This is a genomic window from Sphingomonas sp. BK235 (assembly GCF_004345855.1).
Classification (GTDB): domain Bacteria; phylum Pseudomonadota; class Alphaproteobacteria; order Sphingomonadales; family Sphingomonadaceae; genus Sphingomonas.
On record NZ_SLXN01000003.1, the window covers coordinates 123,922 to 145,936 of the forward strand.

General features: G+C 71.9%; 24 protein-coding genes and 1 tRNA gene. 9 read left to right on the forward strand and 16 right to left on the reverse strand.

Annotated elements, in window-relative coordinates:
- Nucleotides 1-134: 134 nt before the first annotated feature.
- From EV292_RS09555 to EV292_RS09570, 4 genes are all read right to left on the reverse strand, one after another.
- On the reverse strand, nt 135-1,943 hold the full coding sequence (locus tag EV292_RS09555) for a glycoside hydrolase family 15 protein (RefSeq protein WP_132908985.1): 1,809 nt from the start codon (nt 1,941-1,943) through the stop codon (nt 135-137).
- The gene (locus tag EV292_RS09560; protein WP_132908986.1) at nt 1,936-2,748 is read right to left on the reverse strand and encodes a glucose 1-dehydrogenase; all 813 of its coding nucleotides are present in this window, start codon (nt 2,746-2,748) and stop codon (nt 1,936-1,938) included. The genes EV292_RS09555 and EV292_RS09560 overlap by 8 nt, the downstream gene beginning before the upstream one ends.
- A 10-nt stretch (nt 2,749-2,758) precedes the next feature.
- Nucleotides 2,759-3,892 (reverse strand): Gfo/Idh/MocA family oxidoreductase, encoded by a 1,134-nt coding sequence (locus EV292_RS09565; protein WP_132908987.1) that lies wholly within the window; start codon nt 3,890-3,892, stop codon nt 2,759-2,761.
- A gap of 116 nt (nt 3,893-4,008) precedes the next feature.
- Nucleotides 4,009-4,581, reverse strand: coding sequence for a uracil-DNA glycosylase family protein (locus EV292_RS09570; protein WP_243693697.1), 573 nt, complete (start codon nt 4,579-4,581; stop codon nt 4,009-4,011).
- Between the two features lie 106 nt (nt 4,582-4,687).
- Between EV292_RS09570 and EV292_RS09575 the strand changes: the two genes are divergently transcribed.
- On the forward strand, nt 4,688-5,341 hold the full coding sequence (locus EV292_RS09575; protein ID WP_132908989.1) for a sulfite oxidase-like oxidoreductase: 654 nt from the start codon (nt 4,688-4,690) through the stop codon (nt 5,339-5,341).
- 89 nt (nt 5,342-5,430) lie between these two features.
- Here EV292_RS09575 and EV292_RS09580 read toward each other — a convergent pair whose 3' ends face one another.
- Nucleotides 5,431-5,700: a hypothetical protein gene (locus EV292_RS09580; protein ID WP_132908990.1), complete on the reverse strand. Its 270-nt coding sequence runs from the start codon at nt 5,698-5,700 to the stop codon at nt 5,431-5,433.
- 200 nt (nt 5,701-5,900) lie between these two features.
- Here EV292_RS09580 and EV292_RS09585 point away from each other — a divergent pair, with 200 nt between their 5' ends.
- Nucleotides 5,901-6,242: a DUF6152 family protein gene (locus EV292_RS09585; RefSeq protein ID WP_207913392.1), complete on the forward strand. Its 342-nt coding sequence runs from the start codon at nt 5,901-5,903 to the stop codon at nt 6,240-6,242.
- Nucleotide 6,243: 1 nt separating this feature from the next.
- A complete protein-coding gene (locus tag EV292_RS09590) occupies nt 6,244-6,708 on the forward strand; it encodes a DUF6644 family protein (RefSeq protein WP_207913393.1) in 465 nt (154 codons plus the stop codon).
- A 32-nt stretch (nt 6,709-6,740) separates the two neighbouring features.
- Here EV292_RS09590 and EV292_RS09595 read toward each other — a convergent pair whose 3' ends face one another.
- The 7 genes from EV292_RS09595 to EV292_RS09625 form a co-directional block, all read right to left on the reverse strand.
- Nucleotides 6,741-6,899 carry a Flp family type IVb pilin gene (locus EV292_RS09595; protein WP_132908991.1) on the reverse strand — a complete coding sequence of 53 codons (159 nt, stop codon included), beginning with the start codon at nt 6,897-6,899 and terminating at the stop codon, nt 6,741-6,743.
- Between the two features lie 136 nt (nt 6,900-7,035).
- Nucleotides 7,036-7,656 (reverse strand): PEPxxWA-CTERM sorting domain-containing protein, encoded by a 621-nt coding sequence (locus EV292_RS23095; protein ID WP_243693698.1) that lies wholly within the window; start codon nt 7,654-7,656, stop codon nt 7,036-7,038.
- Between the two features lie 332 nt (nt 7,657-7,988).
- Nucleotides 7,989-8,065 (reverse strand) — tRNA-Arg (locus EV292_RS09605).
- 36 nt (nt 8,066-8,101) lie between these two features.
- The gene (locus tag EV292_RS09610; protein WP_132908992.1) at nt 8,102-8,488 is read right to left on the reverse strand and encodes a hypothetical protein; all 387 of its coding nucleotides are present in this window, start codon (nt 8,486-8,488) and stop codon (nt 8,102-8,104) included.
- Nucleotides 8,489-8,498: 10 nt separating this feature from the next.
- Nucleotides 8,499-9,155 (reverse strand): endonuclease III, encoded by a 657-nt coding sequence (gene nth / locus EV292_RS09615; RefSeq protein ID WP_132908993.1) that lies wholly within the window; start codon nt 9,153-9,155, stop codon nt 8,499-8,501.
- A complete protein-coding gene (dapB, locus tag EV292_RS09620) occupies nt 9,152-9,880 on the reverse strand; it encodes a 4-hydroxy-tetrahydrodipicolinate reductase (protein ID WP_132908994.1) in 729 nt (242 codons plus the stop codon). The genes nth and dapB overlap by 4 nt, the downstream gene beginning before the upstream one ends.
- Before the next feature lie 144 nt (nt 9,881-10,024).
- Nucleotides 10,025-10,696 carry a cell wall hydrolase gene (locus EV292_RS09625; RefSeq protein WP_243693699.1) on the reverse strand — a complete coding sequence of 224 codons (672 nt, stop codon included), beginning with the start codon at nt 10,694-10,696 and terminating at the stop codon, nt 10,025-10,027.
- 131 nt (nt 10,697-10,827) lie between these two features.
- Between EV292_RS09625 and EV292_RS09630 the strand changes: the two genes are divergently transcribed.
- Together EV292_RS09630 and EV292_RS09635 are read left to right on the forward strand one after the other, a co-directional pair.
- Nucleotides 10,828-12,249 carry a DUF4139 domain-containing protein gene (locus tag EV292_RS09630; RefSeq protein WP_132908995.1) on the forward strand — a complete coding sequence of 474 codons (1,422 nt, stop codon included), beginning with the start codon at nt 10,828-10,830 and terminating at the stop codon, nt 12,247-12,249.
- Nucleotides 12,249-13,811 carry a hypothetical protein gene (locus EV292_RS09635; protein WP_132908996.1) on the forward strand — a complete coding sequence of 521 codons (1,563 nt, stop codon included), beginning with the start codon at nt 12,249-12,251 and terminating at the stop codon, nt 13,809-13,811. The genes EV292_RS09630 and EV292_RS09635 overlap by 1 nt, the downstream gene beginning before the upstream one ends.
- 189 nt (nt 13,812-14,000) lie before the next feature.
- On the opposite strand, the gene EV292_RS09640 is transcribed toward EV292_RS09635, so the two are convergent.
- A complete protein-coding gene (locus EV292_RS09640; protein ID WP_132908997.1) occupies nt 14,001-14,261 on the reverse strand; it encodes an SWIB/MDM2 domain-containing protein in 261 nt (86 codons plus the stop codon).
- Nucleotides 14,262-14,438: 177 nt separating this feature from the next.
- On the opposite strand from EV292_RS09640, the gene folE reads away from it, so the two are divergent.
- From folE to EV292_RS09660, 4 genes are all read left to right on the forward strand, one after another.
- Complete coding sequence (folE, locus tag EV292_RS09645) at nt 14,439-15,065, forward strand: GTP cyclohydrolase I FolE (protein ID WP_132908998.1); 627 nt, start codon at nt 14,439-14,441, stop codon at nt 15,063-15,065.
- Nucleotides 15,062-15,799, forward strand: coding sequence for an SDR family oxidoreductase (locus EV292_RS09650; RefSeq protein ID WP_132908999.1), 738 nt, complete (start codon nt 15,062-15,064; stop codon nt 15,797-15,799). Before folE ends, EV292_RS09650 begins: the two co-directional genes overlap by 4 nt.
- Entirely contained in the window at nt 15,792-16,142 is a 351-nt protein-coding gene (locus EV292_RS09655; RefSeq protein ID WP_132909000.1) for a dihydroneopterin aldolase, read from the forward strand. Before EV292_RS09650 ends, EV292_RS09655 begins: the two co-directional genes overlap by 8 nt.
- 79 nt (nt 16,143-16,221) lie before the next feature.
- Nucleotides 16,222-19,557: a glycosyltransferase gene (locus tag EV292_RS09660; protein WP_132909001.1), complete on the forward strand. Its 3,336-nt coding sequence runs from the start codon at nt 16,222-16,224 to the stop codon at nt 19,555-19,557.
- A gap of 7 nt (nt 19,558-19,564) precedes the next feature.
- On the opposite strand, the gene EV292_RS09665 is transcribed toward EV292_RS09660, so the two are convergent.
- From EV292_RS09665 to EV292_RS09675, 3 genes are read right to left on the reverse strand one after another with little or no spacing between them, the layout of a single operon-like run.
- Nucleotides 19,565-20,734 carry a glutathionylspermidine synthase family protein gene (locus EV292_RS09665; RefSeq protein ID WP_132909002.1) on the reverse strand — a complete coding sequence of 390 codons (1,170 nt, stop codon included), beginning with the start codon at nt 20,732-20,734 and terminating at the stop codon, nt 19,565-19,567.
- A 14-nt stretch (nt 20,735-20,748) separates the two neighbouring features.
- Nucleotides 20,749-21,489 (reverse strand): PspA/IM30 family protein, encoded by a 741-nt coding sequence (locus EV292_RS09670; protein WP_132909003.1) that lies wholly within the window; start codon nt 21,487-21,489, stop codon nt 20,749-20,751.
- Between the two features lie 28 nt (nt 21,490-21,517).
- On the reverse strand, nt 21,518-21,946 hold the full coding sequence (locus EV292_RS09675) for a YjfI family protein (RefSeq protein WP_132909004.1): 429 nt from the start codon (nt 21,944-21,946) through the stop codon (nt 21,518-21,520).
- Between the last annotated feature and the right edge of the window lie 69 nt (nt 21,947-22,015).

Here is a 22,015-nt window from a genome sequence, read left to right on the forward strand (position 1 = left end):
CGCTCGTGACTCTGGGCTCCTGCGTTCGCAGGAGCACGGTTCGGCCGCGACGGATCAGTCTCTTAGGCCGGCGCGCGTCGCCGGCTCGACACAATTGGCGTCGGCGTTCCGCCGCGTCTTTCCGTGCGCCGGCGTCACGGCTGCCAGTTCGGCCGATAGCCGGGGTCGAGCCGACGATCGAGGAAATAGGCCGCGCTGATGAAGGCGAGGTGCGTCAGCGCCTGCGGGAAGTTCCCCAGCGCCACGCCGCGCCGGTCCTGCTCCTCGGCGAACAGGCCGAGATTGTTGCCATAAGCGATGCCCTTCTCGAGCATCAGCTGAGCCTCTTCCAGCCGCCCCGCCCGCGCGAGGCATTCGGCGTACCAGAAGGTGCAGGTGGTGAAGGCACCTTCGCCGCCCTCCAGCCCGTCGGCATTGCGGTAGCGATAGACCAGTCCGTCGTCGCGCAGCTCGCGCCCGATCGCGTCGAGCGTGCTCAGCCACACCGGGTCGGTCGAGGAGACGAAGCGCACCAGCGGCATCATCAGCAGCGCGGCGTCGAGCGCGGTGCCGCCGCGCTCCTGGACGAAATGGCCGTGGATCGGATGGCGGAAATGCGTCCACACGTCCTCGACGATCGCGTCACGCGCCTCCGACCAGGCGACCAGCGGGGCGGGCAGCGAGCGCTTCTTCGCCAGCCGGATCGCACGGTCGAGCGCGACCCAGCACATCACCCGCGAGTGGAGGAAGTGGCGCGGCGCCGATCGCATCTCCCAGATCCCGGCATCGGGCTCCTGCCAGTGCGCGATGACGAAATCGACGATACCGCGAACGTGCTGCCACCCCGCGTGGCTCATCGCGGCGCCGTATTTGTTCGATAGATAGGTGCTGTCGAGCAGCTCGCCGAAGATGTCGAGCTGGGTCTGCGCGTGCGCCGCATTGCCGATTCGTACCGGGCGGCTGCCGGCGTGGCCCTTGAGATGGTCCAGCTCCTGTTCGTCCGCCGCCTCGGAACCGTCGATCGCGTACATCACGCGGATCGGGTGGTCGCGGTCCGCCTGCATCACGCGCTCGCCCGCCCAGCGGCGGAAATGCTCGGCCTCGTCGACGAAGCCCAGCCGCATGAAGGCATAGACGGTGAAGGAGGCGTCGCGGATCCAGGTGGCGCGATAGTCCCAGTTGCGCCCCGCGCCGGTCGCCTCGGGCAAGGAGAAGGTCGCGGCCGCGGCGATCGACCCGTGGCGCGCCGAGGTCAGCAGCTTGAGCGCGAGCGCCGAGCGCATCATCTGCTCGCGCCACCGGCCCCTGTAGCTGGCATGGCCGAGCCAGCGCCGCCAGGCCGCGGCGGTGGCCGCGACGGCCGCTTGCACGGCGGCATCGTCGGGCGCGACGAGCGCGTCCTCGCCGAGCACGAACCAGGCGCTGTCGCCCGCGGCGAGCGTGAAGTCCGCGGTCGCGGCGGCGTCGCCCGCGCGCAGCGGCATCGAGGCGTGCAGCCGCAGCGCCAGGTCCGCGCCGACGAAACGGGCGCTGCGACCCTCGACGTCCACGCGCGGCCGCTCGCGCGCATAGTCGAAGCGCGGCGCGCAGCAGGCGTTGAACCCCACGGTGCCCTGAGTGACGGTGACGCGGCGGATCAGGCAGCGCGCGCCCAGCGTCGCCGCGGCGTCGGGATGCGGCATCAGGTCGACCACCTCGGCGCTGCCCTCCAGCGCCATCCAGCGCGTGATCAGCACGTTGGTGTCGGGGACGTAGAGCTGCATCCGCCGCGGATCGTCGAGCCGCGGCGAGAGCGTGAAGGCGCCGCCCGTGCCGGCGTCGAGCAGGTCGGCGAAGATCGTGGGGCTGTCGAGCGAGGGCCAGCAGAGATAGTCGATCGTGCCGTCGCGCGCGACCAGCGCGGCGGTCTCCATGTCACCGACGATGCCGCGGTCGCCGATCGTGCGCGCGGGCGCCTCAGCCATTGTCGCGGAACTCGGGGTAGAGCGTCATCCCGCCGTCGACGAACAAGGTCGTGCCGGTGACGTAATCGGCGTCGTCGGAGGCGAGCCACACCGCCGCGCGCGCGACGTCATCGGGCTCGCCGATGCGGCCGTAGGGGATCAGCCGGAGCAGTCGCTCCAGCGCCTCGGGCGTGTCCCAGGCATCCTCGTTGATCGGGGTGCGGATCGCGCCCGGCGCGATGGCGTTGACGCGGATCGCGTCGCCCGCCACCTCCTGCGCGAGCGAGCGCGTCAGCATACGCACGCCGCCCTTGGCCGCGGCATAATTGACATGGCCGGCCCAGGGGATGACTTCGTGGACCGAGCTCATCGCGATGATCGTGCCGGCGCTGCGCGCGGGGCGGCCCTCGCGCGGCTGCGCGCGGAAACGTCGCACCGCCTCCCGCGCGCAGAGGAAATGCCCGGTCAGATTGACCCCGATCACCGTGTTCCACTGGTCGAGCGTCAGATCGGCGATCGCGGCATCCTGCTGCACGCCCGAATTGGCGACGAGCACGTCGACGCGCCCGAAGGCGGCGACCGTCTCGTCGAACATCCGGCGCACCTCGTCCTCGCGCGAGACATCGGCCTCGACCGCGATCGCGCGGCCGCCCGCGGCTTCGATCCGCGCGACCAGCGCGTCGGCGGGCTCGCGCTGCGAGCGGTAATTGACCGCGACCGCGGCGCCGGCTCGTGCCAGCGCCTCGGCGACCGCGAGGCCGATCCCGGAGCTCGCCCCGGTGACGATCGCGGCATGGCCCGCGAGGCGGCGTTCTGCGTGGGGCATATGGCGCCGCTCAGTCGCGCGTGGGGGAGGAGGCGTTGACCGGCTCGGGCGTCGATACCGTTCGCAGCGTCTGCACCTGTGCGTCGGGGTCGATCCTTCGCGTCCGCTGCTTCACTTTGACCGGCTCGGCATGACCGCTGCGCAGTGCCGCGACGATTGCCTCGATCACCGCCAGGTCGGCCAAACCCTCCTCGCCGTCGGGTTCGGGGTCGCGGCCTTCCAGGATGCAGTCGGAGAAGTAGCGCAGCTCGCCGCCGAACTGGTCGGTGGCGGGGAAGGTCTCGTGCGAGTCGCGCCCGCCGATGCGGCGATACTGCGCGAGACCCTGGCCGAAGCCATAGGCGGGGTTCATCTCGATCGATCCCTTGGTGCCGACCAGGATCAGGCTGTCGACGGTATCGGCGGCGTAGCTGACGGTGAATTGCGCGAGCCGGTCGCCGGGCAGCCGCAGCGTCACCGCGACGGTGTCGTCGAGGTCGCCGAGCCCCGCCTCGGCGTGGCGCACCGCGGTCGCGGCGACGACCTCGACCGGCTCGGCGCCGAACAGATAGCGGATCGCGTTGATCGGATAAGGCCCCATGTCGAACAGCGGCCCGGCCTCGATGCCATGACGCGCGCGATGGTTGGCCGGGTCGAGCGGCTGGGTGAACAGCGAGGTGAAGGCGATCGGCGTGCCGATCTCGCCCGCGCGGATGCGGCGGATCGCATCGAGCGTCGCGGGCTCGAAGTGGAGGCGGTAGGCGGTCATCAGCCTGGCACCGCCGCGCCGCGCGGCGGCGGCGATCGCCTCGGCCTGCTCGGTCGAGACCTCGAGCGGCTTCTCGCACAGCACGTGGATCCCCGCTTCCAGCGCGGGCACGGCGAATTCGGCGTGGCGCCAGTTGGGCGTGGCGAGATAGATCGCGTCGATCGTGCCCGTGCCCAGCAGCGCGGCGAAGCTGTCATAGCCGTAAAGGTGCCGGACGCCGTATTTCTTGCCGAGCTGGGTGAGCTTGACGGGATCGCCCGAGACCAGGGCAGTGATCTCCGAATTGCCGGTATGCTTCACGCCGGGCATCAGCGCCTCCTGCGCGATGTCGCCGAGCCCGACGATGGCGTAGCGCACCTTCCTGCCGCCCAGCCCGAGTGCCGACGCGATGCTCATGCCTGTCTCCGCTGCCGTGACCGAGAAGGCGGCAACCGCGCGGGATGCGGCGAAGGTTCCGCTGGCGCCGGGCGAGTCATCAAACGCGACAATCGCGCAGTGACCCGGGCATGGACCTAATCCAGCGCCGCGGCCACCGCGGCGCGCAGCGCGGGCAGCGCCTCGGCCTCGAACCAGGGATGGCGCCGCATCCACAGCTGCGAGCGCCACGACGGGTGCGGCAGCGGGAAGACCGCGGGCAGGTACGCGCGATAATCCGCCACGCGCGGCGTCAGCGGCCCGGCGCCGAGCAGGTGCGCCTGCGCATAGCTGCCGACCAGCAGCGTCAGCCGGATCTGCGGCATCGCCGCCAGCAGCGACTCGCGCCACAGCGCGGCGCAGCGCCGCGGCGGCGGGCGATCGCCTCCGCTGGCGCGGCCGGGATAGCAGAAGGCCATCGGCAGCGTCGCCACCTGGCGCGCGTCGTAGAAGGTCGCGCGGCTCACTCCCATCCACGCGCGCAGCCGGTCGCCCGAGGCGTCGTCGAACGGCATACCGCTGGCGTGGACCTTGCTCCCCGGTGCCTGGCTCGCCACCAGCAGTCGCGCGCTCGCGGAGACCTGGATCACCGGGCGCGGGCCGAGCGGCAATTCCGCCGCGCAGGCGGTGCAGGCGCGGACGCGCGCGGCGAGATCCTCCAACGTCTCCACCCGACGCAGGTAGGGGCTCGCGCTGGTGTCGCAACCGGCCGCGCGGTGCGACCGGCCTCTTGGCCGCGACCGTGCGCGACGCCATGTTGTCGCGCGGAGGCAGCAGATGACCGACGATCGTCCCGCCGATAGCAAGCTCACCCGGACCAAGCGGCGCTGGGCGGAGGAGCGGCGCTTCATCGGCGCTACCCCGGCGACCGGCGCGCGCGAGCGGTTGCCGCCGGGCCAGCATGTCGTGACCGACTGGCCGGTGCTCGATCTCGGGCGCACGCCCGACGTGGCGACGGCACGCTGGCGGCTCGAGATCGGCGGGCTGGTCGAGCGGCCGGTCACGCTCGACTGGGCCGGCTTTACCGCGCTGGCGGAGACGCGATCACGCTCGGACATTCACTGTGTCACCAGTTGGTCACGCTACGACAATGACTGGACGGGGGTCAGCACGCGCGAACTGCTGGATCTGGCGGTGCCGCGTCCCGAGGCGCATGCGGTGATGCTCCATGGGCATGACGGCTATACCACCAACGTGCTGATCGAGGATTTCGCCGCGCCCGACGCGCTGGTGGCGCACGCCTGGCAGGGGCAACCGCTCAGCCGCGAGCATGGCGGGCCGGCGCGGTTGATCATCCCGCACCTGTATTTCTGGAAGAGCGCCAAGTGGATCGCGCGCATCGAGCTGCTCGGTGCCGACGCGCCCGGTTTCTGGGAGAGCAACGGCTACCATCTGCGCGGCGATCCGTGGAAGGCGGAGCGCTACGGGTGAGGGGACAGGCGGGCGGACCTCGTGTGGCGGGCAGAGTCTGATCCGCGCCGCAGGAGCCCCCCGTCGGATCACACCAGATGCATCACACGCTAGAGCAACGCCCCGGTGTCGGCGCAGAGGGTCAGCCGGTGGCCGCTGAAGGTCCGCACCGCGAGCGCGTCGCCATCGCGCTCGAGCGAGACGAAACAGTCGGGATGGTCGGACGGCGGCAGTTCCGCCTGCCAGACCAGCGCATCGCCCGCGTCGACGCAGACCAGGTTGCGGATCCGCGGTGCGGTCTCATGTCCCCAGAAGTATAGCAGCACCCGCCGGCCGTCCGCCACCGCCAGGCTCCGCTTGATGCGATGTCGTCCCGCCACCCTCTGCCTTCCCGCAATCCTGTGACAGATACGTCGCGGGCCGATCACGGATGCGTAAGTTGCCTCATATCAAAGAGTTTCTTGCCGGGCCGTGGCGGTGGGATCGGCCGTGACGCCGCGGCGGCTTTGCGGCATGATCGCGCCGCACCCGCGATCATGCCGCGCGACCAGCGCGGGGCGGGAGGCACGGGAGACGAGACATGATGCGCTACGCCATCCTTCCCGCTCTGCTCCTCGCCGCGCCGGTCGCGGCGCATCATGGCTGGAGCAGCTATGACGAGAGCAAGCCGCTCACCGTCAAGGGCCGCTTCTCCAAGGTGAATTGGAGCAACCCGCACGGCACCGCCGAGATGACCTGGAACAAGCAGCAGTGGACGATCGTGCTCGCCCCGACGCAGCGGATGGACGCGCGCGGCCTGACCCAGGCGATGATCGCGCCGGGCCAGCCGGTGACGCTGACCGGCTATGCGCGCCGCGACGGCACGCGCGAGATGCGGATCGAGCGCATCGCGGCGGGCGGGAAGACGATCGAGCTGCGTTGAGGTGGAGGCGTGGCTCGCCGGCGCGGCGGCTTGGCTCGACGCGGCGGGGGTGCGCGCCTGGGCCGGCGGTGACCGGTACGCCTGGGTCAACACGCTCCATCTGCTCGGGCTGGTGATGCTGGTGGGCGGGATCGGCGTGGTCGACCTCCGGCTGGCGGGCGCCTGGCCGCGACTGCCCGCGGCGGCCTTGTCGCGCGCGCTCACCCCGGTCGCGCTCGCCGGGCTGGCGCTGATGGCGGCGACGGGCGTGCTGTTGTTCGCGGCGGATGGCAGGACGCTGGCGGGGTCGGACATTTTTCGCGTCAAGCTGGTGCTGATCGGCGTCGCTCTCGCCAATGCGGCACTGTTCCGCCTGCTGTGGCGCGACCGCGACGATCCACCCGTCGCGGCGCGGCTGATGGCGGCGGGTTCGCTGCTGCTGTGGCTCGCGGTCGGCGCGTGCGGGCGAATGATCGCATATAGCTGAGCGCCGTCCGCGGCACGGGGCCGCAGGGCGGCTCAGTTCGCCATCTTGGTCGAGACCGTGTTGAAGGTGTTCGATAGCTGGCCGCCCAGCCCCTTCATCCCCCCGATGGCCGCCAGCGCGATCATCATCGCGATGAAGGCATATTCGATCGCCGTGGCGCCCTTGCTGTCTGTGAGGAGGCGACGGAGCATGACAGGGCCTATCGATGGGCTCGGCGGTCGAGCGGGTTGCGCCTGCATAGGACAAGAGCGTTAACGATCGTTTGCCAATGCGCCCGGGCCAGCGGCGGCGAAGGGGCGCGGTCGTGCACGCCGCGCCCCTTCCACGTCATGCGAGGCGAGGTTGCAGCGGCCGTCGGCGAAGCGCGCCGCCGACGATGCCGAACCCGGCGATCATCAGCGCCCATGTGGCGGGTTCCGGGACGGCCGGGGTCGAGATGGCGACATTGTCGATCGCGAACTCCGACCCGCCCCTGATGGTGAGCGAGGAGAGGTTCGCGAAGTCGGAGAAGGAGAGCGAGGAGAAACTCTCCGCCTGCTGCGCGCCCAGCGAGATCGTTCGCGTCACGATGCCCGCGGCTCCGGCGCCGATCAGCGTCACGTCCAGCGGTCGATCGGAGTCGAGCCAGGTCTGCGCGATGTCCAGCGCGGTGAAGGAGAACAATCCGCCATTCTCCAGATCGAAGGTGACGCTGCTGTCATTGAAGGCGTAGAGCGCGGTGGTGCCGTTGGACGTGCATCCGGGGCTGCACATGCCGAGATGCGCGGCGGGATCGTCGATCAGGTTGAAGCCGAAGATGCCCGAGTCATAGCTGACCCTGACGCCATCTTCGACGAAGCTCCGCGGGAAGCGATCGTGGGCGCCATGCTCGGCCTCGAAATCGATCACCGCGGCCTGTGCCGGAACGGCCAGCATGAAGAAGGCTGCTGCGAGTAAAGCACGCATCATTGTCGTCCTCCCTTTGGATCGAGGTGTAGGGCCTCTCCTCTTGCCCGCGTCGGCGATCTTCTGGTTCTCGTCCGCACCCGATCATGCGGGTACGCCGTGGCAGCGTGGCCCGGACAGCGACGAACAGGCGACGACAAGCTTTGCCAGCCGCTCTATTCTGTCAACGCGCAACGGATTACATCTGAAACTTCGGCGATCGTGCGGTGGTGTCGGGGCGGCGTCGCCTCTGGCCCGGCTCTCCCGCGCACCTTCGGTGGCACAGACAGGCGAGGGAGCGTCGGCCGGCGGACGGAACGACAGAGCCGCGACCACGATCGCCGGTGATGTGAGGCTGGCGCACCCGACAGGATTCGAACCTGTGGCCTCTGCCTTCGGAGGGCAGCGCTCTATCCAGCTGAGCTACGGGTGCCTGTCGGCTGCGACTAGCAGGGTGCGCGCCGCCGCGCTACCCGCTTTTCGCACGCCGGCGCGCGATCGTCACCGGCTGGAACGGCGCCAGCCCGCAGCTCGCACCGCGCATCCCGCCGGTCTGGTACAGCACGGTGATCAGGTCCTGCGCGCACAATTGCCCGATCGAGGTCGCGTAGGCGAAGCGACGCTCGAAGCCCAGCCCCGGGCAGGGCCGCGGCAGCGTCACGCGATAATAACGGTCGCCGCCGGTGTGGAAGTCGATCACCCGGTCGCTGCGCACCAGGCTCTCGCGCAGCGCCATGATCGGCACGCAACTGCGCGCCGCGCCGGCGGGCACCGCGTCGGGCACCGCAGGGCCATTGTCGCGCGCCACCGCCGCGCCCGACGCCAGGACCAGCATAAACGCCATCGTCGCGCGCATCGCCGCCTCCTCACGCCGCCGCGCGCGTCGCGGGCGCCGGGGTCTTGGGGCGGAACGCGCAGAGATCGTGCTCGATGCAGCGCCAGCATTCCGGCCGCCGCGCCTTGCAGACATAGCGCCCGTGCAGGATCAGCCAGTGGTGCGCATGGACCCGGAACGGCGCGGGGGTGATCGAATCGAGCTTCTTCTCCACCGCCAGCACGGTCTTGCCGCGCGCCAGCCCGGTGCGGTTGCCGACGCGGAAGATATGCGTGTCCACGGCGAAGGTCTCCTCGCCGAAGGCGACGTTGAGCACGACATTGGCGGTCTTGCGCCCCACCCCGGGCAGCGCCTCCAGCGCGGCGCGGTCGCGCGGCACCGCGCCGCCGTGGCGCGCGATCAGCGCCTCGCTCAGCGCGATCACGTTCTTGGCCTTGGTGTTGAACAGGCCGATCGTGCGGATGTGGCGCTTCAATCCTTCCTCGCCCAGCGCCACCATCGCGGCGGGCGTGTCGACCGCGGCGAACAGCGCGCGCGTGGCGCGGTTGACCCCGGCGTCGGTCGCCTGCGCCGACAGCACCACCGCGACGAGCAGGGTGTAGACGTTGACCGATTCCAGCTCGGTCTCGGGATGCGGGTTGGCCTCGGCGAGTCGCCGATAGAATTCGGCGGCCTCGCGCCGCGTCACAGCCCCAGCACCTCCGCCATGGCGTAGCGCCCCGGCGCGCGCGTGGCGAGCCACAGCGCGGCCTTGACCGCACCGCGCGCGAAGATCGTGCGATCCTCGCCGCGATGGCCGAGCTCGACGCGCTCGCCTTCGCCCGCGAAGACCACGACATGGTCCCCCACCACCGATCCGCCGCGCAGCGACGCGAAGCCGATCGTCCCCTCGGTGCGCGCGCCGACCAGCCCGGCGCGGCTGTCCACCCGCACCTCGGCGAGCCGCGTCGCGCGTCCCGCCGCCGCGGCCTCGCCCAGCAGCAGCGCGGTGCCCGAGGGCGCGTCGACCTTGTGGCGGTGGTGCATCTCGACGATCTCGATGTCCCATTCGGCGCCGAGCCGCGCCGCCGCCTCGCGCACCAGCGTCTGCAGCAAGGTGACGCCGAGCGAGGTGTTGCCGGTCTGGAGCACCGGGATCACGTCCGCGGCCTGTTCGATCAGCGCGTGATGCGTCGCGGCCAGCCCGGTGGTGCCGATCACGATCGGCGTGCGCGCCGCCACTGCCGCGGCGAGATGCGGCTCCAGCGCCGCGGGGGTGGAGAAATCAACCAGCACGTCGGCCGCCTGCGCCAGCGGCAGCGGATCGCCACCCGCGTCGACGCCGCCCGCGATCGCGCAGCCCTCCGCCTCGGCGATGGTGGCGATCGCGCGCCCCATCCGCCCGTTGCTGCCGTAGATGCCGATGGCGGTCATTGCATGTCACTCATGGGGCCGGGATGCCTGCCTTGGCACGCCGTGCGCGCGAACAACAGCGCCACGCGCGGCCGATCGTGCCGCCTGTCCCGGCGCGAGGCGAGGTTCCTTGCCTAGTCAGATACTTGCGTCTGCGAAGATTTCTCAGGCGCGGACGTAGAACAGATGCGTCCCGACCCGCGCCACCTTCACCAGCGAGTTGCGCCAATAGGGCACCATCCAGTCGGTATGATAATGGGTCGCGCCGCCGACCTCGGCGAAGACCTCGCCGGCGAGTGCGCGGCGCGCGGCGCGGCGCGCGCTGGCCCAGCCGCGATGCACCGGGCGGCGGAGGAACGAACCGTCGCAGGTGAAGGAGAATTGGCATCCGGTGTCGCGCGCCGACCCCTGATAGACCACGCCGCAGATCGTCTTGGGATAGCCGCGCGCGCGGACACGGTTGAGGATCACCTGGATCACCGCGCGCTGGCCGCGGCGATCGTCCCCCGCCTCGTACAGCGCGGCGGTGGCGAGGCACTCGATCGCCTGCGCGCGCTCGGCGTCGCCGCCGCGGAAGCGATAGCGCGCGGCGGCGCGGCGGCGCTCGCGGTGGAACGGCATCGCCTCGTTCGCGGCGCGCGCTGCCTCCGCGCTCAGCGGCAGTGCGACGGGGCGGGGCGCGCGCGGGCGCCAGGAGTCGAGCCAGCCCAGTCCCACCGCCGCCAGCGCGAAGGCGGCGACGATCAGCGGCCAGGCGAACAGCGCCGAGCGCCGGCGCGCGGCACGGCGCCGTGCCGGTCGGGCCCGCGCCCTGCTGGTCCTGCGCCGTTTTGCCACGTCCGCGCCTCTACCCGGCGGCGTGGTGCGGTGGAAGCATGCGCCGCATTTCGCCGCCGATGCGGGCCGGTCGGCGATTGCCCCGGTCGCCGCGCGCCCGCATGATGCCCCCGTCAGGATGAGGGGGTAGGATGAGATATTGGCTCGCGATCGCCGGCGTCGGGGCGCTGCCGGCGGCGGCGCAGACTCCGCCGGAGACGAACGTGCCGCCCGCCGCGTCGCCTGGCAGCGCGCAGGGGGAATTGGCGCTGACGATCTACAACGACGATCTCGCGCTGATCGAGGACGTGCGCCCGCTGACGCTCGCCGCCGGGCGCGTGCGGCAGACCTTTCCCGACGTCAGCGCGCGGATCCGGCCCGAGACGGTGTCGCTCGCGGTGCCCGACGCCACCGTGGTGGAGCAGAATTTCGACTATGATCTGCTCAGCCCGTCGAGCCTGATGGAGAAAGCGGTCGGCGAGACGATCACCCTGGTGCGTACCCATCCCGCCACCGGCGCGGAGACGCGCGAGCGCGCGCGCGTGCTGGCGGTCAATGGCGGGGTGGTGCTCGACATCGCCGGGCGTATCGAGGTGCTCCGCGACGACGGGCTGCCAGTGCGCGCGGTGTTCGACCGCGTCCCCGAATCGCTGCGCGCGCGCCCGACGCTGTCGGTCACGCTGGCGAGCACGCGCGCGGCGACCCGCCCGGCGCGGCTCTCCTATCTCAGCCGCGGGCTGGGGTGGGAGGCGGATTATGTCGCTGCGTTCGACGCCGACGCGGGCACGATCGACCTGCAGGGATGGGTGACCTTGCGCAACACCAGCGGCACCACCTTCCACGAGGCCAAGACCCTGCTGGTGGCGGGCAGCGTCGATGGCGCCGGCAATTCGTCGAACGACGACTTCCGCCCGCGCCCGCGACGCGTCACCCGCGTCAGCCCCGGCACGGAGCGCTCCTCGCGCGAGCAGATCGGCGATTTCTACGTCTATCCGCTCGCCGAGCGCACCACCATCGCCGACAAGCAGACCAAGCAGGTCAGCTTCCTCGACGCGCGCAAGGTCGCGGCGACCGCGGGCTATCGCTTCGAGAACGAATGGCTGGGCAATGCGACGGAGCCGCGCAGCGCGCAGAGCACGCTGCGCTTCGCCAATGCGGGCGCCGCCGGGCTGGGTGACGCGCTGCCCGCGGGGACGATGCGCGTCTATGCCCGCGATTCGCGCGGCCAGGCGCAGTTCATCGGCGAGAACCGGATCGATCACGTACCGCAGGGGTCGAAGATCGTGCTCGTCACGGGCGACGCGTTCGACGTCAAGGTGCAGCCGGTCATGCTGGCGCGAACGCGGCTGGGCGAGCGGCGCTGGCGCACCCAGATGCGCTACCGGCTGACCAACGCGCGTGCGCGCGCCGTGACGGTGGAGCTGGTCCAGTCGGGGCTCGACTGGAGCGACACGCGGGTGAGCGAGCAGAGCGCCGTCGGTGAGCGCCGCGACGCGGGCACGCTCGCCTGGCAGGTGCCCGTGCCCGCCAATGGGGAGGCGACCGTCACCGCCACCTTCGACACGCGCTACTGATGGCGATGCCACGGCTCGCGCGGTCGCTGGCGCTGTTGCCGCTCGCGGCGGTGGTGGCGACGGACGCGTCGGCGCAGGTCGTCTCGCCCGCGGCGGAGCAGGTGGCCGTGACGATCTATCGCGGGGCTAGCGGCGCCGCGCCGATCGACCCCGGCACGCCCGAGGGGTTCGCGCTCATCACCGAGCGGCGGCGGATCCGCGTGCCGCGCGGCACCGCGACGATCCGCTTCGAGGGGGTGGCGGAGGGGATCGTGCCCGTCAGCGCGGTCGTCGACGGGCTGCCGGGGGGCGTGATCGAGAAGAACCGCGACCTGCGGCTCCTCTCTCCGGCGGCGCTGGTGGACGGCTCGCTCGGTCGCGAGGTGACCCTGACCCGCACCGATCGCGCCACCGGGGCGACCCGCAGCGAGCGCGCCACCATCGTCGCGGGGCCGCGTCCCGGGGTGGTGCTGCGCACCGCGGCGGGGATCGAGACGCTGCGCTGCGCCGGCTTGCCCGAGACGCTGCGCTACGACGGCGTGCCCGGCGACCTGTCGGCGCGCCCGGTGCTGAGCGTCACGACCACCAGCCCGCGTGCGCGCACCGTGACGGTGCGGCTGTCCTATCTCGCCGCCGCCTTCGACTGGCGCGCCGATTATGTCGCGACGATCGCGCCCGATGGCGGATCGCTCGACCTGTTCGCCTGGCTGACGCTCGCCAACGGCAATGCCGAGCCCTTCGCCGACGCCGAGGTGAGCGCGGTCGCGGGAAGGCTCAACCGCGAACGGGTGCGAACGATCGCTCCCGCGGCGGGCGCGTTGCAGCTGCGCTGTTTTCCGCTCGGCACCACCAGCTCGGACCTGCCGTCGCACACCGCGCCGCGCGACGAGGACATCGTCGTCACCGGCTCGCGGCTGTTTCGCGGCGAGGCACTGGCGATGGCGGTACCGGCACCCCCGCCGCCACCGCCGCCACCACCGCCGCCGCCGCCCGAGGACGTCGGCGATCTGAAACTCTATCGCGTGCCGATGCGCACCGACGTGCGCGCGCGCGGGCAGAAGCAGGTGGCGTTGCTGGCGCGCGGCGGCGTCGCGTTCGAACGCGTTCACCGTCGCGGGGTGACGCCGGGCGAGACGGTGGAGCCGTCACCCACCGCGGTGCAGCTGGTCGCGGCCAATGCCGCGTCGAGCGGCCTGGGCATCGCGCTGCCCTCGGGCGGGGTCGCGGTCTATCAGGCGCAACCCGACGGGAGGCGGCGGTTGCTCGGCCTCGGCAGGCTGAGCGATCGCACGCTGGGCGAGACGATCCGGCTCGCGGCGGGGACGAGCGCGCTGGTCCAGGTGGCGCAACGCGCGGAGGCGCGCGGCGCGGCGGTGCTGAGCGCGACCAACGCGTCCGCGGTGCCGGTGCTGATCGAAGTGCCGATCGGTAGCGCGGGAGCGGGAGTCACCGCGCCGCTCGCGGCCGAGACGGCGGCGCTGATCACCGACGAGGGCGTCGCGACGTGGCGCGTGCGGCTCGCGCCGGGCGAGGCGGCGGCGCTCCATTACCGCTATGCGACCGACGATCGCCGGTCGCGCTGACGCGGGCGAGGTCGATCAGGCGCGAGCGCGGCGGGGCCGAGCCGCAGCGCTACCGAGACCTTCGTCCGATTTGATCGACATGGGTCGCGCGCCACGTCTTCTCGCGCGGCACCGATTGTTGGCCGCCGCAGTCGCGCGCCCACTCCGTCCGTTCGCCGGCCCGTCACGCGCGGGCCGGCGATGAGCGCGTCAGGCCTTGACGTGCTGCGAGATGTACTTGTTCATCTCGAACATCGTCACCTTGTCCCGGCCGAACACCTTCTTCAGCTTCTCGTCGGCGACGATCTCGCGCTTGTTCTCGGGGTTCTGCAGGTTGTTCGACTTGATATAGTCCCACACCTTGCTGATGACCTGGCTGCGCGGCAGCTTCTCGTTGCCGACGATCGCGCCGAGCTCGGCCGAGGGCTGGACGGGGGCGTGGATGCCGCCGGTCTTGGTCGTGGTAGCCATGTCTTTCCTTCCTGTTGCACGCCGGCCGACCGGGCCGGTCCTTCACTAGGTGACGCCGTAGAGGACGCGGCGGCGCTTGTGCGCCGACACGCGGCACTTGTCACGTGCCGGCGATGCGCGGGCGTAACGGTTTGCCGCGCACTGGATCGCTGTCGTCGCGGCGTCTAGGGGAATGGGATGAACGACGATGTGGGACGCGCGCCGGAAGACGGCGATCTGGTGGCGGCCGCGGGCAAGATCCCGGTTCCCGATGCGGTGGCGGAGGCGGTGCGCACGCTGTTGCGCTGGGCCGGCGACGATCCCGCCCGCGAGGGGCTGCGCGACACGCCGCAGCGCGTCGCGCGCGCCTGGAAGGAATATTGCGCCGGCTATGGCGAGGACCCCGGCGTGCATCTCGCCCGCGTCTTCGAGGAAGTCGGCGGCTATGACGAGATCGTGCTGCTCAGGGACATCCCGTTCCAGTCGCATTGCGAGCATCACATGGCGCCGATCATCGGCAAGGCGCACATCGCCTATCTGCCGCGCGACCATGTCGTCGGCATCTCGAAGCTGGCGCGCGTGCTCCATGGCTTCGCGCGGCGGCTGCAGGTGCAGGAGCGGCTCACCGCCGAGGTGGCGGATTGCATCTGGAACGGCCTCAAGCCGCAGGGGGTCGCGGTGGTGATCGAGGCGAGCCACGCCTGTATGACCGCGCGCGGCGTCCGCACCCCCGGGGTGAGCATGGTGACCAGCCGGATGATGGGCGTGTTCCGCGACGACGAGCGCAGCCGCAAGGAAGTGCTGGCGCTGATGGGCCTTAAATGACGCGGCGGCGCGTGCTGGTGACGGGCGGCGCGCGGCGGTTGGGCGCCGCGATCGCGCGCGCGGTCGCTGCCGCGGGCCATGTCCCCGTGATCCATTACGGCCGGTCGCGCGACGCGGCCGAGGCGCTCGCCGCCGAACTCGGCGGTGCGTCGGTGCAGGGCGACCTGGGCGATATTGCGGGGCTGCGCGCGCTGCTCGATCGCGCGGGCGAGGTCGACGGGCTCGTCAACAGCGCGTCGCAGTTCGACTATGACTCGCCCGCGGCGATCGACCCGACGCTGGCGGCGCGGCTCCACGCGGTGAATGCGGTGGCACCCGCGATCCTCACCGCCGCGCTGGCGGAGCGGGTGGGCTCGGGCGCCGTGGTGAACCTGCTGGACCAGAAGCTCGCCAACCCCAACCCGGATTTCTTCAGCTACACCCTCTCCAAGGCGGCCCTGGCGAGCGCGACCGAGCTGACGGCCCGCGCCTTCGCGCCGCGCCTGCGGGTCAATGCGGTGGCGCCCGGGCTGACCTTGCCCAGCGGCGACCAGAGCGAGGCCGAGTTCGACGCGGTGGCCCGCGACAATCTGCTGCGCCGCCCGGTCGGCGCCGAGAACGTCGCCGCCGCGGTGATGTACCTGCTCGAGGCCGAGAGCGTCACCGGGCAGACGCTGTACGTCGACGCCGGCCAGCGCTTCTGCGCGAGCCCGCGCGACGTGATGTTCGCCGGGCGGGAGCGGGGCGATGGCTGAGTTCACCACGCTGATCGAGGACCTGGCGGTGTCGATGCGGCTCGGCATCCACCCGCACGAGGCGGCGCCGCAGCGTGTGCTGCTGTCGGTGGCGCTGCTGGTCGATTATCCGGCGGCGCCCGCGGCCGACGCGATCGACGAGGTGCTCGATTATGACCGCGTGTACGGCGGCATCCGCGCGCTCGCCGAGGGCGAGGGCTTCGCGCTCCAGGAGACGCTGGTCGAGCGCGTCGCCGCGCTGTGCCTGGAGGACCCGCGCGTGCGCGAGGTGCGGGTGCGATCGATGAAGCCCGACGTCTATCCCGACGCGCGCGTCGGCTGCGCGATCACGCGGCGGCGGTGATCCGGATTCGCCCCGAAGCAACCGCTTCTTTACCTTAAACCGCTACCCGCCGCCGCGATCTTGCGGGAGCTGAGCGGGCGTGTCGATCTTCTACGATGCCAGTGGTCGGCGCGGCCGTCGCGTGCGCGCGACGCTGGCCGCCGCGACGCTGCTGCCGCTCGCCGCGCTGGCGCTGTTGGCGGCGCTGCTGCTCCACCCGCTCGACCGCGTCGCGCCGCGGCTGGTCGGCGATGCGCCGCGTCCCGAGGCGCTGACGCCGGTCGCGACGCATGCCGCCCCGGGCGGCTGGCTCCCGCGCGCGGCCGTCCCCGCGCGGGCGCACGATACGATGGGCTTCTACATGCCGTGGGATGCGCCCTCGCGTGCCGCGCTCGCGGCGCATGTCGACGCCCTCGACTGGCTCGTGCCCGGCATCGCGAGCGTCACGGGCGCGGACCATCGCCTGACGATCGAGGACGACGACACGCTGGCGCCGCTGCTCGCGCGCACCCCGCACCGGCCGCGGCTGCTGCCGATGGTGCAGAATGCGCGGGCCGATGGCCAGTGGGACGGCGCCGCCACCGCCGCGTTGCTCGCCGACCCGCGCGCGCGCCGCAGCTTCGCGAACCGGCTCGAGCGGCTGGTGGCCGAGCGGCAGGGGGCGGGGGTGATGCTCGACCTCGAGAGCCTGCCCGCCTCCGCGCACCGCGACTATCTCCGCTTCCTCGGCGAGATGCGCGCTCGCTTCGCACCGCGCGGCTGGGTGGTGATGCTCGCCGCCCCCGTCGCCGACCCCGACTGGGATCTGGCGGCCTATGCGCGCGCCGCCGATCGCGTCGTGCTGATGGCCTATGACGAGCATTGGATGGGCGGCGAGGCGGGGCCGATCGCGTCGCAGCCCTGGTTCGCCCGCGTCGTCGCGGACGCGGTCGCGCGCGTCGGCGCCGACAAGGCGACCGTGGCGATCGGCAGCTATGCCTATGACTGGACCGGACGGCGCACCGAGCCGCGCGCGGTGGCCGACGCCTGGGCGCTGGCGCGTCGCGCCGGCACGATGCCGGTCTTCGACGCGGCGAGCGGCAACAGCCATTTCTCCTACCGCCTCGGCGCCGAGCGCCACGACGTCTGGCTGCTCGACGCCGCCAGCGCCGCCAACCAGCTCGCCGCGATCCGTCGCACCGGCGCGGCGGGGGTGGCGCTGTGGCGGCTCGGCAGCGAGGACCCGGGGGTGTGGCCGCTGCTCGCGGGGCGGGGGCTGCCCGCGCGTGAGGCGCTGCCCGCGACCGACGCGGTGACGGTGGAGGGGCAGGGCGAGATCCTGCGCATCGCCGCGGCCGCGGCCAGCGGCGAACGCACTTATGCCATGCGCGACGGCTTGGTGCGCGACGAGCGCTGGCAGCGCCTGCCCGGGCCCGACGTGGTGGAGCGCGCCGGCGCGCGCCGCCGACTGGTCGCGCTCACCTTCGACGACGGCCCGGACCCGCGCTGGACCTCGCGATTGCTCGACGTGCTGCGGCGCGAGCGCGCGCCGGCGACCTTCTTCGTCACTGGTGCCAACGCGCTGGGGCAGGGGGCGCTGCTGCGCCGCATCGTCGCCGAGGGCAGCGAGTTGGGCAATCATTCCACCACCCACGCCGATCTCGGGCGCCGGTCGGAGGCGGACATCGCGCTGGAACTGCGCGCCACCGAGCGGCTGGTCGAGGCCTATACCGGGCGCGCGATGACATTGTTCCGGCCGCCCTTCCTCGGTGACGCCGATCCCGACCGCCGCGACGAGCTCCACGCCAGCCGCGCCGCCGCGCGCCTCGGCTATGTCACCGTCGGCCTCAACGTCGACCCGCTCGACTGGGAGCGGCCCGACGCCGCGACGATCGCGCGCCGCGTCATCGCCGGAGTGGAAGCAGGCACCGCGCAGAAGCCCGCGCAGATCGTGCTGCTCCACGATTCGGGGGGCGATCGCACCCAGACGCTCGCGGCATTGCCGGCGATCATCCGCGGGCTGCGCGCGCGCGGTTATGAGCTGGTCCCCGCCTCGGCGCTCGCGGGTCTGTCGCGCGACGCGGCGATGCCGCGGCTCGACGCGGCGGTGGGGGCGCAGGCGGCGGGGGCGCGGACGCTGTTCGACGCGGTCGCCTGGACGCGCGACACGCTCGGCTGGCTGTTCGCCGCAGCGATCGCGCTGGGGATCGCGCGCTCGCTGTCGCTCACCGCTCTGGCGCTATGGCGTCGCCGCGATGCCGCCCCCGCGGTGGCGCCGCATCTCGTCCCCGGCTTCGTGTCGGTCCTGATCCCGGCGTTCAACGAGGCGCGCGTGATCGAAACCTCGGTGCGCCGCATCCTCGCCAGCACCGGAGTGCGGATCGAGGTGATCGTGATCGACGACGGCTCGACCGACGGCACCTCCGACGTGGTGCGCGGGGCGTTCGCGATCGACCCGCGGGTGCGGCTGTTGACGCTGAGCAACGGCGGCAAGGCGCGCGCGCTCAACACCGCGCTGGCGCAGGCGCGCGGCGACGTGGTGATCGCGCTCGACGCCGACACCCAGTTCGAGGCGGACACGATCGCGAGGCTGACCCGCTGGTTCGGCGATCCGGCGATCGGCGCGGTCGCGGGCTGCGCGAAGGTGGGCAATCGCGTCAACCTCATCACGCGCTGGCAGGCGCTGGAATATGTCACCGCGCAGCAGCTCGAGCGCCGCGCGCTCGCCGCGCTGGGAGCGGTGACGGTGGTGCCCGGCGCGGTCGGTGCGTGGCGCCGCGTCGCGCTCGACCAGGTCGGCGGCTATCCCGAGGACACGCTGGCCGAGGATCAGGACCTCACCATCGCGGTGCAGCGCGCGGGCTGGCGCGTCGCCTGCGACAATGAGGCGGTCGCCTGGACCGAGGCGCCCGAGACGGTGCGCGCTCTGTTCAAGCAGCGCTTCCGCTGGGCCTATGGGACGTTGCAGTGCCTGTGGAAGCATCGCGCGCTGATCGGGCGCGGGCGGCCGCGCGGGCTCGCCTGGGTCGGCCTGCCGCAGGCGCTGCTGTTCCAGTTCGGCTTCACCTTGGTCGCGCCGCTGATCGACCTCGGGCTGATCGCTGGCGTCGGCGGGACGGCATGGCGCGTGTACGATCGCGGCTGGGATGCGGCGGGGGGCGATGCCGTGGCCGTGGCGGGGTTCTGGCTGGCGTTCACCGCGATCGATCTCGCCTGCGGCTGGATCGCCTTCCGGCTCGACCCGCGCGAGGCGCGCTTCCCCGCGCTGCGGCTGCTGTTCCAGCGCTTCGGGTACCGCCAGATCCTCTATGCGGTGGTGCTGCGCGCGGTCTATGCCGCGCTCACCGGGCCCAGGGTCGGCTGGGGCAAGCTGGAGCGAACCGGCAGCGTCGACGCGGGGCCGGGCGCGATCGTGCGCACGGGGGAGACGCCGCCGGCGCTGCCGAAGGCGGCCTGAGCGGCGCTCACATGATCGCGTGCGGCACGTAGCGGGCGAGGTCGCGCGTGATCGGGCCGTCGTCCTCGCGCATCGACAGCGCCACGGGCTCGTCGCCGACGATCCACGAGCCGACCACCGCGTGCTGGCCGTCGAACACGGGCAGCGGCTGATAGGCCTGGACGATATGGCCTTCCGCGCCATAGCCGCCTTCCAGCGGCGCGGCCGCGTCGCCGTCGCCGGCGCCGACCAGCTCGATGTCCCAGCCCTCGCGCGAGAACAGCGGCTTGCGCACGTGGCGCGGGCCGATCGCGGCGACGCCCGCGGCGTCGTCGGCGAAGGCGGCAGGGAGCAGGTTGGGGTGGCCGCGGTGGCGCTCCCACAGCAAGGGGAGGATGCCCTTGTTCGACAATAGCGCCTTCCACGCCGGTTCGAGGAACAAGGTCTTCGTCGTCGGCAGCTGCGCGGCATAGGGCTCGCGCAGCATGTCCTCCCACGGGTAGAGCTTGAACAAGGCGCCGATCAGCAGCGACTCCTCGTCGACGAAGGCGCCCTCGGCGTCGACCCCGATCCGGTCGATCGCGACGAACTGCGGGTCGAGCCCGGCCTGGCGCGCGACCTCCTCGAGGTAGCGCACCGTCTGCCGGTCCTCGATCGAGTCCGTCACGCTGCTGAAATGGACCAGGCTGCGCGGCGTGAACAGGGTCGCGAACCGTTCCAGCAGCGCGTCGTGCAGGCGATTATATTGGTCGGCGTCGGCCGGCAGCGTGCCGTCGGCGACGCGATCCTCCAGCCACTGCCATTGGAACAGCGCGGTCTCGTACAGGCTGGTCGGCGTGTCGGCGTTATATTCGAGCAGCTTGGCCGGGCCGCTGCCGTCATAGGCGAAGTCGAAGCGGCCGTAGAGCGACGGCGCCTTCGCGCGCCACGACGCTGCCACCATGTCGCGCATCTCGGCCGGGATGGCGAGCCGCTGCATCAGCGCGTCGCTCGCCACCACCTCCTCGACCAAAGCGAGGCAGAGCTGGTGCAACTCGCCCGAGGGCGCCTCGATCCGCTCCTCGATCTCGTCGAGCGAGAAACGGTAATAAGCACGCTCGTCCCAGTAACGCTGGCCGTCGAGATGGTGGAAGGTGAAGCCCATCGCGCGCGCGGTCTCCTCCCATCCGGGACGCTCGCCGCTGACGATCCGCTCCACCCGCCGCCGCCCGCTCAGTCGCGCGACGTGTCGCGGCTGCGGTCGTCGAGCCGCAGCGGTTCGCCGCTCTGCTTCGGCGCCGCGAGCCGCGCGAGGATGTCGTCCGCGCTGCTCGAGCCGGGCAGCAGCCCCGCGGCCTGGAGCTTGGCGTCGAGGTCGGCGCCGGTGCGCATGTCCTCCAGCTCGGCCGCGGCACGGAACTTCTCCTCGCGGACGGCCTGGCGCTCCTTGAGCCGCTTGAGGCTGTCCGCCGCCGAGCCGAGCTGCGACGAGGCGCCGCTGGTATTTGCGGCGATCGCCGCCTGCGCCTGCTGCACGCTCTCGTTGGCGCGCACCACGTCGACCTCGCGGCGGAGCGACTCGATCTTGCCGTCGCCCGACTTGATGATGCCGCGCATCCGGTCCTCTGCGGTGCGCATCTCCTCCACCTGCGGGCGCTTGCCGCCGAGCTCCTGCTCGATCGTCGCCAGCCGCTGCGCCACCTCGCGCGCCAGGTCCATGTCACCGCGCGCCATCGCCGCGCGCGCCGACGCCTCGTACTTCTCTTGCTGCGCGGCGAGCGCCTCGATGTCCTTCTCGATCAGGCGGCGCTTGGCGGTGAGCGTGGCGAGATCGTCGCGCGCCTTGGCCTGCGCCGCGCCGGCGTCGCGGATCTGCTGGTCCAGGATCGTCAGCGCGCGCGCGTCGACCACCGACTGCCCCGCCTCGTGCGCGGTGCCGCGTACCAGAGTGACGAACTGCTTCCACATCGACATGACGTATCGGTCCTTGAGGGAATGAGGGTCAGGCAGCGGCGAAGGCGTCGCGCAGGTCGGCCGCGGCGTCCAGCGCGTTCTGCGCCAGGACGCGCAGCTCGATCAGGATCTCGCGCTCGCTCGACTCGATCGAGAGCTCGCCGATCAGCTCGTAATATTCACGCCCGTCCAGCTCGGTGATGGCGAAGTTGGAGAGCGGCACCAGCTTCTGCGCCTTGAGCAGGAAGCGGTTGAACTTCTCCGCCTCGGGCTGCTCGTCGACCGGCCACAGCAGCGTGGAGACGACGATCTGCTCGCCCGCGCAGCTGACGAACACCGCGAGGTCGCCGTGCTCGTGCATCGTCACGCGCAGCACCGGCTCGGCCGACTCGATCCGCTCGACGCTCAGTTCCTCGCGGTGCGCGCCGAGCGCGTCCGCCAGCCGACCGATCGTCCATACCCGCGCCGTGTCGCTCACCGATCGCTGCTCCTGCCGTTCACGCCTGTTGACACCCCCCGCATTAGCCCGCACCCGGAGGCAAGGAAA

Coding starts and splice junctions, on each gene's coding strand:
- EV292_RS09555 (WP_132908985.1), bottom strand. CDS start 1,943: ATGGCTGAGGCGCCCGCGCGCACGATCGGCGACCGCGGCATCGTCGGT.
- EV292_RS09560 (WP_132908986.1), bottom strand. CDS start 2,748: ATGCCCCACGCAGAACGCCGCCTCGCGGGCCATGCCGCGATCGTCACC.
- EV292_RS09565 (WP_132908987.1), bottom strand. CDS start 3,892: ATGAGCATCGCGTCGGCACTCGGGCTGGGCGGCAGGAAGGTGCGCTAC.
- EV292_RS09575 (WP_132908989.1), top strand. CDS start 4,688: ATGACCGACGATCGTCCCGCCGATAGCAAGCTCACCCGGACCAAGCGG.
- EV292_RS09585 (WP_207913392.1), top strand. CDS start 5,901: ATGATGCGCTACGCCATCCTTCCCGCTCTGCTCCTCGCCGCGCCGGTC.
- EV292_RS09595 (WP_132908991.1), bottom strand. CDS start 6,899: ATGCTCCGTCGCCTCCTCACAGACAGCAAGGGCGCCACGGCGATCGAA.
- EV292_RS23095 (WP_243693698.1), bottom strand. CDS start 7,656: ATGATGCGTGCTTTACTCGCAGCAGCCTTCTTCATGCTGGCCGTTCCG.
- EV292_RS09610 (WP_132908992.1), bottom strand. CDS start 8,488: ATGCGCGCGACGATGGCGTTTATGCTGGTCCTGGCGTCGGGCGCGGCG.
- dapB (WP_132908994.1), bottom strand. CDS start 9,880: ATGACCGCCATCGGCATCTACGGCAGCAACGGGCGGATGGGGCGCGCG.
- EV292_RS09630 (WP_132908995.1), top strand. CDS start 10,828: ATGAGATATTGGCTCGCGATCGCCGGCGTCGGGGCGCTGCCGGCGGCG.
- EV292_RS09635 (WP_132908996.1), top strand. CDS start 12,249: ATGGCGATGCCACGGCTCGCGCGGTCGCTGGCGCTGTTGCCGCTCGCG.
- EV292_RS09640 (WP_132908997.1), bottom strand. CDS start 14,261: ATGGCTACCACGACCAAGACCGGCGGCATCCACGCCCCCGTCCAGCCC.
- folE (WP_132908998.1), top strand. CDS start 14,439: ATGAACGACGATGTGGGACGCGCGCCGGAAGACGGCGATCTGGTGGCG.
- EV292_RS09650 (WP_132908999.1), top strand. CDS start 15,062: ATGACGCGGCGGCGCGTGCTGGTGACGGGCGGCGCGCGGCGGTTGGGC.
- EV292_RS09655 (WP_132909000.1), top strand. CDS start 15,792: ATGGCTGAGTTCACCACGCTGATCGAGGACCTGGCGGTGTCGATGCGG.
- EV292_RS09670 (WP_132909003.1), bottom strand. CDS start 21,489: ATGTCGATGTGGAAGCAGTTCGTCACTCTGGTACGCGGCACCGCGCAC.